Raw genomic sequence first — 10026 nt, 5'->3', positions numbered from 1 at the left:
GGTGAAGTGCCTAAGCTTATGCGTAAATTATTAGAGTATCTCTTAGAAAACTACGAGCTAAAAAGGGAAAATGAAGCTTTAAGGGATATGTTAAATGCAAAATACAACGAGAATGATGAAGAAGTGTGAAACTAGCGAGGTGATAGGTTTTTAAAAGAATTTCTACTTTCTAGGGGTATAAATATCTAATTAGTATATCGATACTTCCTATCTCCTAGCACATGACTTAGATATAAGATTGCCTTGCTTTCTTTTGTGATTTCATGACTGATAAAAACTCATGACTATGGTAATCAGGGCTTTTAGCCCTTCTTTGTAGTGATATAAATATCTAAATTATTACATAGTGAGTTACTTAACTCCTCGTGCTAAGATATAAAAACTATTTACTTAGATATTTTTTACCTTATATCTCAACCCTTTTACGCAAGTTAAGATTAAAGCCATGAAGAGAGTTAAAGCTTTGTTCTTTATTACTTAGTAAGTCAAACTCTTTTATATTTAAAAGCCTTAGTATCTGTGCTCCAGTGCCAAAACGCTTATCTATGTCATTAGGACTATAGGCATTTATAAAGATTAAAAAGCCACCTTTTTCTTGGACTATCTTTACGCTTTTCATCATCTCTTGATATCTTATCTCATCTTGAAATAGTTCTAAATCAGGGGTTATCCTATGAATCTTAACTAGAGGTATGTCACTTTTTGGATTAAACTCATAGGCAGTGTGGATGTTGTTTAGATGGTCTTTAAACTCATACTTTACGCACCTTGCACCTAAAAAGTTAACTTCATCTTGACTTATCTTACTAAGCAAGCACTCATGCTCTAGTCTAAAGTGCACAAGATCACTAACATATAAAGTTTTTAGATCAAACTCTTTTGCAAACTCAGTTAGAAACTTATCGCCATGTCCGGGCATGGAGCCATCTTCTTTCATGATCTCACAGATAACGCTTACTGGCTTAAGACCAGCAAGCTTACAGATGTCAATACTTGCTTCAGTGTGCCCTGTGCGTATCAAAACACCACCTTTTTTGGCTATAAGTGGGAAGATGTGACCCGGTCTTACAAAGTCAGAAGGCTCTGAGTTTTCTTCACACATAAGCCTTATGGTCTCACTTCTTTCAAAGGCTGAGATTCCAGTCTTTGCACTCCTAGAATCAATTGACACAGTGAAGGCTGTTTCATGGTTAGAATCATTATTTTTAACCATAGGAGTAAGGTCAAGCTTTTTAGCTATGTCTTCTGTGATACTTACACAAACTAGCCCCCTAGCATACTTTGTCATAAAGTTAATTTTTTCAGGGCTTGTGAAAATCCCAGCATAAACTAAGTCACCTTCATTTTCCCTATCTTCATCATCCATGATGATTATCATTTCGCCATTTCTTATGGCTTCTATAGCGTCTTTTACTCTTTTTAAATACATTTTCTTCCTTTTGGATTATAAAAAAATAGTTTTTACAATTATATTTAGATTCCTTGTTAGAATCATATAAATTATTAAGGGGAACTATGTTTGTAGACAGTATAGATATCACGCTAAAAGCGGGACATGGAGGAGCTGGAGCGGTTAGTTTTAGACGCGAGAAGTTTGTGCTTCAAGGTGGACCTGATGGCGGTGATGGCGGACGGGGGGGAAGTATCTATCTTGAAGTTGATAATAACACCCATACGCTAGCTGGCTTTAGAGGAGTTAGAAAGTACGCTGCTAAAAACGGAGTGCCGGGTACTTCAAGAAAGGCCCATGGAAAAAGTGGTGAAGACTTAGTCTTAAAAGTACCACCGGGTACTCAAGTGATACTTTTAAGTGCTAGTAAAGAGTGCAAGGACTACTTAGATTCTCTTAATGAAGATGTGCTTTTTGACCTAGTAGAAAATGGCCAAAGGGTCTTAGTCGCCAAAGGTGGAAAGGGTGGCTTAGGTAATACCCACTTTAAAAACTCTATCAATCAACGCCCAACCTACGCACAAAGTGGCTTACCCGGAGCTTTTTTAAGTGTAAGACTAGAGTTAAAACTTATAGCAGATATCGCCTTAGTTGGCTTTCCAAATGCAGGCAAGTCTTCACTTATAGCAACCTTAGCCCACACTACCCCAAAGATTGCAAACTATGAGTTTACAACCCTAGAGCCTAATCTTGGCGTGGTTGATGCAAGTGACTATAAAAGCTTTGTCTTAGCTGATATACCGGGACTTTTAGAAGGGGCAAGTAGTGGCAAGGGACTAGGTATAAACTTTATAAAGCATATAGAGCGAACTAGGATGCTTCTTTTTGTGCTTGATCCAACGCGTGAGATGGGGCTAAAAGAGCAGCTTGATGTTTTAAAACATGAGCTTTTTAGCTACTCAGATAAGTTTGATTCTAAGCCCTTTGCCATAGTCTTTAGTAAAAGTGATGTGCTAGATGAAGAGGCTAAAAAAGAAGAGATAAAAGAAGTGGGGTTTAGTTTAGATGCAGATTCTATCTTTTTATCTAAAAGCTTAAAAGACTATAAAGATGAGGGTGTGTTTAAGTCTAGTAAAGAGCCACTTTTTATCATGCATATCTCAAGTATAACCCATAGTAATACCAAAAAGTTAGTAGAGCTTTTAAGTCTAAGCTTGCAAGCTTTAGATGAGGGAAAATAGACTTAAAGTCTATTAGATAAGCTAGATGGGAAGTAAAAGATATTTAAAAATGCAGCCAAAGGGTAAAAGCATGGGGCAGGGTAGTAAAGCAGGCATACAAAAGGCGGTATTTTTCGATAGAGATGGTGTTATAAATATAGATACTAACTACACTTATAAGATAGAAGACTTTCAGTTTATAGAAGAGTTTTTTGAAGTGGCTAAGTTTTTTAAAAAACTTGACTACAAGCTAGTAGTTATAACTAATCAATCAGGCATACAAAGAGGCTTTTACACAGTGCCAGACTTTTTAAAGCTTAGTGCTTATATGCAAAAAAGTTTACAAGATAGGCTTGGCTTCAGCATGGATAGAATCTATTTTTGTCCTTTTTTAAATAGTGTCAATAGAAAGCCAAACTCTGGAATGCTTTTAAAAGCCAGAGATGACTTAGCCTTAGATCTAAGTAACTCAGTTATGATAGGTGATAGGATAAGTGACATGGAAGCAGGGAGTAATGCGGGCTTAAAAAGCCTTTATCTTATCAGTGATAAAAACTCTATGCCAGTTAAAAAAGATGGGCTTGTAGATAGTGATATCAAATATAAAAATGTAACTTCTTTACTAGAGATACTTAAAGACTTTAAGTAGCTATTAAGATTCTATATAAAGCTATAAAAGTGCCATTTTTACACTTTTAGTATAAATAAACACCTATAAATCCACTTTAAAGCAATCTTTAAACTACTCTAGTTAAGAATCTTTTTTGAAGTATTTTTGAACTCTAGGCAGGTCAAAAAGACTGCTTTTGCAGAGTAGGGTTTTAGATAGATTATATATATTTATTTAGTTTGTATATATACTTTTTAGTGCTAAAAAGTATATATTTTATTAACTTTTTTAATCTTTAGTCTTGCTAAGGCTGGCTAAAGATCATAGCTATATGGATATTTTGATCAAAACTATAATAATTTATTTACCTTTACTCTTTGTGTATTCTCATTCATTTTCAAGACTTTTCGTTTTTGTGTGTTTTATTGTGTTTTTTTATAAAAAATATAGAAAAAAGCAAAGAATGTTAAGGTAGATAATATGCGTGAAAAGCTTACAAAGACAAGATACGCGGGTGTTTACACTAAGACTTTAAAGCATGATGTTAGCTTCGTAGTCAGATTCTTACATGATAAGAAAGTGATAGATAAAGTAGCTGGTAAGCGTTCACAAGGTATGAATGCAAAAAAAGCCTTATTTTTTAAGCATGAGTTAGAAAGCGCTAAAAAAGAAGAACTTTTTAAAGAGTTAAATAATAAGTTTATAAGCACAAGCTTTAAAGAAGTAGCTAATAAATACATAGAAGTTAACGCCAAAAGATGGTCGAAAGGCTCGCTTAAAGGCTTTGTAGTTATAGCCAAAAGACTTGAAACATACTTTGAAAACTATAAGCTATTAGATATCACCCCACTAGATATACAAAACTTTATAGCTATATATCTAAAAGATAAAAGCCCTTATACATTTAATGCCTATCTTGGGGTTATAAGTGCAATCTTTAGGCTTGCTAAAGATTTTTACGGCGTGGAAAATAACGCCTACTTAACTATAAAAAAACATAAAGTTTCAAAAAGTAGACTTAGGTATTTAAGTCTTAGTGAGACTAGAATACTAAAAAGATATATCTTAGATTCAAAAAACCTCCACGCTAAAGATTTGTATCTTTTTGTGTGCTTGTCACTAAGCACAGGCGGGCGACTAAAAACTATACTTACTATCAAAAAAGAAGATATAAACTTAGAAGAAGAAAGTATAACCCTTTTTAATTATAAGGTTAATAGACACTATAAGGGCTATCTTGATGCTAAGTGCTTAAGGCTTTTAAAAAAGCATATAAAAACTCTCAGCCAAAAAGATCTAATATTTAAAATGTCTTATCAAACTTGTCAGATTAATCTTTCAAAGATGTTGAATCTGCTTTTTAACCAAGACTTAAAAGACCCAAATGACAAGGTAGTAATCCATACGCTTAGGCATACTTTTGCAAGTTGGCTAGCTATAAAAGGCGTGCCCTTACAAGTCATACAAGTAGGTCTTGACCATAGTAGTATAAGCATGACTATGAGATATGCTCACTTAAGCCCAAGTAGCACAAAGAGGTTCGTCCTAAAAGCACTTAATGGCTAAATAACTAGCATGTTGTGGACATTTTAAAATACAAAAATTAAAGAGTTTATAAGGCAGGGCATAAAACATAAATTAGTTTATGTTGTTATGCAGGGTTTCTATAAGGGGTAAAAATTTAAATTTAAAATCATTTATCTCTATAAAAGCTAAGCATATCATTGTGTGTAAACATTGTGCTTTTTTATTTTTAAGTATCTTAAAGTCCAAAAATAGGGCTTTAAAATACAGTACATAAATATATATAATTTATATATATCTATCTTCAAGTTTTAAATCTTAGAGGTCTCCTTAAAGAGGTCTAAAATTACAAAAAATTATTAATTAAGTAGCGCTTTTATTTTTAACTTAAGCGTTTTTTCTGCTTTTGGCTTCACTTACTTTAACTGTTCTTCCAAGATACTGGGTTTTATCAAGATCTGAAATTGCATTTAGTGCGTTTTCATCGTTCATCTCTATGAAACCATATCCCTTAAAACGACCTGTTTCTTTGTCATTAACTAGTTTTATAGATGCTACTTCACCATACTGGGAAAATAGCTCCATAATTTGTTGTTCGTTGACGCCGTAAGAAAGATTTCCTATGTAAATACTTTTCATTAATGCTCTCCAATAAAAATTATGACTTTATTTGTCACATAGGTAAGGTATCTAATGCAAGCTTAAAGCCTCATTATTGTGGTGATTTTGAGTATAAATTCTTATAAAAAAGTAACTAAAAGCCCATAAAATGTCACAAAATGCTACTTTTTCTTAAAAGTAATGAAAACTTTTAACAAGATTCCATACCAGCAAGTTAAATCCATCAACTAAGACAAAGATCAAAATCTTAAAGGGTAAAGAGATCATAACTGGTGGAAGCATCATCATACCCATGGCCATTAAAACTGAGCTTATAACCATATCTATAACCAAAAATGGCAGGTATATAAGAAATCCTATCTGGAAAGCAGTCTTAAGCTCACTTATCATAAAAGCTGGCAGGGCTATACTTAAGTCTATCTTGTCTACTACTTGTTCAACTTCTGCTTTTGTGTTAAGTGCACTAACTTCAGGAGGTGTAGTGCCTCTTATCTTATAAAATAAGGCTAAGTCGCTTTGCCTAGTATTTTCTATCATAAACTTTTTAAAAGGTTTTATGCTTTTATTAAAAGCTTCTTCATAGCCTATCTGATTAGCCATATAAGGCTTTATGCCAGTGTTGTAAGAATCTTTTACAACTGGTTCCATTATAAAAAAGGTAAGTATCATAGCAAGGCTTACTAGAATCTGCGTGGGCGGGCTTTGCTGGGTTCCAAGTGCAGTTCTTAGGAAGGCTAAAACTATGACTATGCGCGTAAAAGAAGTCATCATAAGCACCAAAGAAGGTGCTAGGATTAAAAGCGTGATGATTAAGACTATATTTAAAGTAGTGACTAGTTGAGTTGGGGTTTTAGGTGAAGTTAGACTTAGATTAACAGTTGGAAGGACTGGGTCTATTATTCTAGGGGCTGCATCTGCACCAAAACCAGCTGTAGATATACCTAAAAAAAATACTAAAGCAAGTATCCTTAAAATCATCACCCTTTAACCTTTACTGCTATCTTTTAAGTTTTCAAATGCTATTCTAAAACCATGCATTCCATCTTTGTAACTATACTCCAAACTAGCACCATGCAGCAGTAAAATCTCTTTTACGATAAAAAGTCCTAGGCCATAGCCTTCTAAGCTTTTATGTTTTTTGTCTCTATAAAAAGGCTCTAGATAGTAGCTTATATCCTTACTTAAGGGATTACCTTCATTTTGTATGAGTATGCAAGTTTGTCTTAGTTCTATTTTAATAAATCCAGTTTTTGAGTACTTAAGTGCATTTTGTATAAGGTTGCTTAAAGCAACACTTAAGAGGTGTAAGTCCCCTCTTATAGGGTAAGAAGCTTGTACATCTAGCTCTATAAACTGCTCTTCATCCATGAAGTTGTTTAAAGCCTCAAAAAGCAAGGTCTCACTTAAAAACTCTTTTTTGTTTAAATGAGGCTTTTTATAGCTTAGTCTTTCAAACTCTAAAGTATTTTCTAAGATGTGTTGCATTTGCTTTATATAGATTTGCAGTTTAGCTAGTGTGCTTTTATCCCACTCTAAGGCAACTAAAAGCTTCATTTTAGTCATAGGTGCACGCAGCTCATGCCCTATATTTCTAAGTACTAGCTCTTTCCACTTAAGCTTAGTTAAAGTCTGTGCGTAAGCAGTGCTTATAGAATCTATAACTGTGCCTAATTCATTTTTACGTGTGTTTTTATAAGTCTCTCCATTTGCCAGCTTTTCACCTATAAGCACTAGATCTTTTAAAGACCTAAAGGCATCAAAGATGATAAAAACTAAGATGATGCAAAGGGCTATGATGCCAATTATGGCGAGGTTTATCCTATCACCCATTAAAGTTAGAGCCTTGCTTGCTACTAGTTGATTATTAATGATGATGCCTTGGGTGTTTTGCGTCTTATAAACTTGCAAGGGACTATCTTGTGTGCCTTTAAGTATTAAAGCATCACTTGGAATCTCTTTTAGTATCTTAAAGCCTCTTATCTCTAAGCCTTCTTTTAAGTCTGATATATCTTTTTGACTTAGGCTTTTTTTAAGATACCAAGTCTTATCTAAGTCTATATCAAGATGCAAAGAGTTTACAGTGTTAATGTTTTCAAACTTTATCTTTTCGTTTTCAAGTTTGATGATTTTTATCTGCAAGAAGTAAAGCAAGACTATTATTAGTATAAAAATTATGATGATGTGAAGTCTGGTTGAAAAGAGGATATGTTTAAGTTTCATAGTTCTATATCCTTTTGGCTTATTTTTATGCTGTAGGTATTAGCATTTTTATAGATGGCTGCAACTTCTTTAGAGTTTTCTAGCTGGGTGCTTCCTATGTGGGTTATTAGAGGGCTTAAGACATCTACACTGCTTTTAGAGTTTAGTCTTAAAGCACAAAGAAATGTTTTAGATTCTGCATTTACCCTAGGGTGGATAAATCTAAGCTTTTCTACATTTAGCTTATTAGCTATAGCCACTTTAAAAACTTCACTTACTTGCTTACTTAAGTAGCTTAGAAGAAAGTAGCCATAAGGCTTTAAAAGCTTTTTTGCCTTAGTAAAAAGTTCTTCTAAGGGCAGGGAGCTTGCGTGTCTTGCGTGCTTTAAAAGGTCGTTTTTAGATTCTATAGCGTTTGGGTGATAAAAGGGAGGATTAGAGACTATTAGATCAAATTTTTTATCGGTTTCATAGTCTAGGAAATCTAGGTTTATTACATCTGTTTTTATGTTATTGACCTTAGCATTTTTTACGTTTAGCTTAGCATAAAGAGGGATTTTTTCAACCTGAGTTAGGCTTATGTTAGCCTCTCTTGCTAAAAGCAGCCCTAGTGTGCCAACTCCACTTCCTATATCTAAAACTTTAAAATCTTTTTTTAAAAAGCCCTTAGCGAAGTCCCAAAGAAAGAGCGTGTCACTGTTATAGCAGTAGCCTTCACTTGCTTGATAAAGTTGCATTAAGCCAGCCAGTTTATGAGGTTATTATCATTTACACTAGAGTGTAGTATCTTAAAGTTTGCACTTAGATTCTTATAAGTGCTTATGCTTTTAGTCTGAAAGCTAGGGTCTATAAAAACTAAAAGCATATCGATTTTTTCTTTGAAAGAATCTAGTAAGCCATAGCCTCCTTCTATCACGTTAAAGCCACTTAGGTCTAGCTTACTTACATCATCTACTATCTTTATATCCCTATCTTTATATAGACTTAAATCAATTGTGTTAGCCTCTCTACTTAGCACTTGTATCTTTGGTAAAGAAGCTTTATAAAAGCTATTGGCCTTTCTTGTATCAAGCTTAGGCTTATCATGACGCAGTGTGCTTCCAGAGATGATGATACTTTTAGCTATGCTTCTTTGATTATGAGTGAAGCTATGGGTATAGCTACTACTTATCCTTCCATCTTTATAACTCCCATCCATACGGCTTGCTAGTTTAAAAAGTGTGAACTTACCTGTATCTTGCAAAGTTAAAAAAGGCTTTAAGAGATCTAAGCACTTAGATTCTAAGACACCAGTTTTTACTTCTAGGTTTTCTAAAGTATCTATGCCTCCGCTTGCTATCTTGTTAGTATCCCTAGTGCCTATAACTACTTTTTTAAGATTTAAGGAATTTAGCAAGTTAGCACAAGGGGGAGTTTTGCCATAGTGATTACAAGGCTCCAAAGTGACATAAATAATAGCCCCTTTAAATACACCATCATGATGACTAAGTAAGAAGTCATGTATACTTTTAGAATCTTTTAAAGCTAGTATGCTTTCATCATTAGTTAGCTTGAAGTATGCACTTTTTAGGGCGTTAACTTCAGCGTGGGGGAAGTTTGCTTTTTGGTGGGCAGCTATACTTAGTATCTCACCATCTTTTAGCACCAAGGCTCCAACACTAGGGTTTGGCAAAGTAAGAGTTTGATACTCCCAAGCTTTATTAATAGCTAGTTGCATATAGACTTCATCGCTTAGATTACTCAAAGGTCTTCCTTTGTGTGTAGATTGATATAGTAGATGTTAGAGGCTTGCTAGTTAGTGGGTCTATATAGGATATGACTATAGAGTTTTTGTTTATGGAATCTATCTTATAAGGGTTAGTTTTACTTAGCAAAGTAGAGTTTGCAGAGTGCCAAAGGCCTTCTATCTTTACTTTTTTATCCACTATGCCTTGTATGACTGGTAGTGTAAAAGGAAGACTAGCTTGGAGTGAATCTTTTTTTTGACTTTTATCAGTGCTAGTGCTTGCTACTTGTGCTACTTCTTTAGCTTGATTGCTGTCTTCTAGGCTAGTTGCTAGTTTGGGCTTAATTTGAGTGCTATTAGTTTGAAAAAGTGCTTTGAAGTCTAAAGGTGTAAGCTTTCTAGTTATGGTAGTGTCAAAACCAAAAAGCACGCTATCAAAGAGTGCAAAAAAAAGCACTAAAGAAGATAAAAGTCTAGTAGGACTAGCTAGTGCCTTTAGTCCTACTTTCACTACTTTTATCCCTTATGTCTTAGAAGTTTAGCTTTTAGAACTTTTTCTTGCTAACGTTATCTAAGATGTTTTGGGCGATTTGGGTGACATTAGAGCTTATCTTAGAAGCATCATCTGCTATGTTTACATTACCTTGAGTAGATTGCTCTAGTAAAGATATAGCATCATTTATCTGAGTTATACCATTAGCTTGTTCTTTTATAGATTCAGCCATGTCATTAATTG

Annotated in this window: 11 protein-coding genes; 3 read left to right on the top strand and 8 right to left on the bottom strand. The window is 34.1% G+C overall.

Annotation, left to right across the window (positions count from 1 at the left end; translation table 11 throughout):
* Positions 1-406: 406 nt before the first annotated feature.
* On the bottom strand, positions 407-1429 hold the full coding sequence (locus tag BKH40_RS08255) for a bifunctional 3,4-dihydroxy-2-butanone 4-phosphate synthase/GTP cyclohydrolase II (protein WP_095278545.1): 1023 nt from the start codon (positions 1427-1429) through the stop codon (positions 407-409).
* Positions 1430-1515: 86 nt separating this feature from the next.
* Between BKH40_RS08255 and obgE the strand changes: the two genes are divergently transcribed.
* From obgE to BKH40_RS08240, 3 genes are all read left to right on the top strand, one after another.
* The gene (gene obgE, locus BKH40_RS08250) at positions 1516-2631 is read left to right on the top strand and encodes a GTPase ObgE (RefSeq protein ID WP_095278543.1); all 1116 of its coding nucleotides are present in this window, start codon (positions 1516-1518) and stop codon (positions 2629-2631) included.
* A gap of 49 nt (positions 2632-2680) precedes the next feature.
* Positions 2681-3259, top strand: coding sequence for an HAD family hydrolase (locus BKH40_RS08245; protein WP_257842546.1), 579 nt, complete (start codon positions 2681-2683; stop codon positions 3257-3259).
* 441 nt (positions 3260-3700) lie between these two features.
* Positions 3701-4786: a site-specific integrase gene (locus BKH40_RS08240; protein ID WP_143428480.1), complete on the top strand. Its 1086-nt coding sequence runs from the start codon at positions 3701-3703 to the stop codon at positions 4784-4786.
* A 345-nt stretch (positions 4787-5131) separates the two neighbouring features.
* On the opposite strand, the gene BKH40_RS08235 is transcribed toward BKH40_RS08240, so the two are convergent.
* The 7 genes from BKH40_RS08235 to BKH40_RS08805 all read right to left on the bottom strand — a co-directional run.
* Entirely contained in the window at positions 5132-5383 is a 252-nt protein-coding gene (locus BKH40_RS08235) for an RNA-binding protein (RefSeq protein ID WP_095229714.1), read from the bottom strand.
* A 153-nt stretch (positions 5384-5536) separates the two neighbouring features.
* Complete coding sequence (fliP, locus tag BKH40_RS08230; protein ID WP_257842545.1) at positions 5537-6346, bottom strand: flagellar type III secretion system pore protein FliP; 810 nt, start codon at positions 6344-6346, stop codon at positions 5537-5539.
* A gap of 3 nt (positions 6347-6349) precedes the next feature.
* Positions 6350-7585: an ATP-binding protein gene (locus BKH40_RS08225; protein ID WP_095278542.1), complete on the bottom strand. Its 1236-nt coding sequence runs from the start codon at positions 7583-7585 to the stop codon at positions 6350-6352.
* Positions 7582-8301: a methyltransferase gene (locus tag BKH40_RS08220; protein WP_095278541.1), complete on the bottom strand. Its 720-nt coding sequence runs from the start codon at positions 8299-8301 to the stop codon at positions 7582-7584. The genes BKH40_RS08225 and BKH40_RS08220 overlap by 4 nt, the downstream gene beginning before the upstream one ends.
* A complete protein-coding gene (gene ribD, locus BKH40_RS08215) occupies positions 8301-9308 on the bottom strand; it encodes a bifunctional diaminohydroxyphosphoribosylaminopyrimidine deaminase/5-amino-6-(5-phosphoribosylamino)uracil reductase RibD (protein WP_095278540.1) in 1008 nt (335 codons plus the stop codon). The genes BKH40_RS08220 and ribD overlap by 1 nt, the downstream gene beginning before the upstream one ends.
* Positions 9301-9801: a hypothetical protein gene (locus BKH40_RS08210; RefSeq protein WP_095278539.1), complete on the bottom strand. Its 501-nt coding sequence runs from the start codon at positions 9799-9801 to the stop codon at positions 9301-9303. Before BKH40_RS08210 ends, ribD begins: the two co-directional genes overlap by 8 nt.
* A 34-nt stretch (positions 9802-9835) precedes the next feature.
* Positions 9836-10026 (bottom strand): hypothetical protein (locus tag BKH40_RS08805; RefSeq protein WP_095278537.1); only part of this gene is annotated, 191 nt, incomplete at its 5' end.

This window comes from Helicobacter sp. 11S02629-2 (genome assembly GCF_002272875.1).
In the GTDB taxonomy this organism is placed as follows: Bacteria; Campylobacterota; Campylobacteria; order Campylobacterales; family Helicobacteraceae; genus Helicobacter_I.
Note: the sequence above shows the minus strand (reverse complement) of the source record. Positions and strands in the feature narration are given on the sequence as shown.

Bases quoted from the DNA above. Each gene is read 5' to 3' on its own strand.
- BKH40_RS08225 (WP_095278542.1), bottom strand. From the start codon at position 7,585: ATGAAACTTAAACATATCCTCTTTTCAACCAGACTTCACATCATCATA.
- obgE (WP_095278543.1), top strand. From the start codon at position 1,516: ATGTTTGTAGACAGTATAGATATCACGCTAAAAGCGGGACATGGAGGA.
- BKH40_RS08240 (WP_143428480.1), top strand. From the start codon at position 3,701: ATGCGTGAAAAGCTTACAAAGACAAGATACGCGGGTGTTTACACTAAG.
- BKH40_RS08255 (WP_095278545.1), bottom strand. From the start codon at position 1,429: ATGTATTTAAAAAGAGTAAAAGACGCTATAGAAGCCATAAGAAATGGC.
- BKH40_RS08235 (WP_095229714.1), bottom strand. From the start codon at position 5,383: ATGAAAAGTATTTACATAGGAAATCTTTCTTACGGCGTCAACGAACAA.
- BKH40_RS08220 (WP_095278541.1), bottom strand. From the start codon at position 8,301: ATGCAACTTTATCAAGCAAGTGAAGGCTACTGCTATAACAGTGACACG.
- BKH40_RS08245 (WP_257842546.1), top strand. From the start codon at position 2,681: ATGCAGCCAAAGGGTAAAAGCATGGGGCAGGGTAGTAAAGCAGGCATA.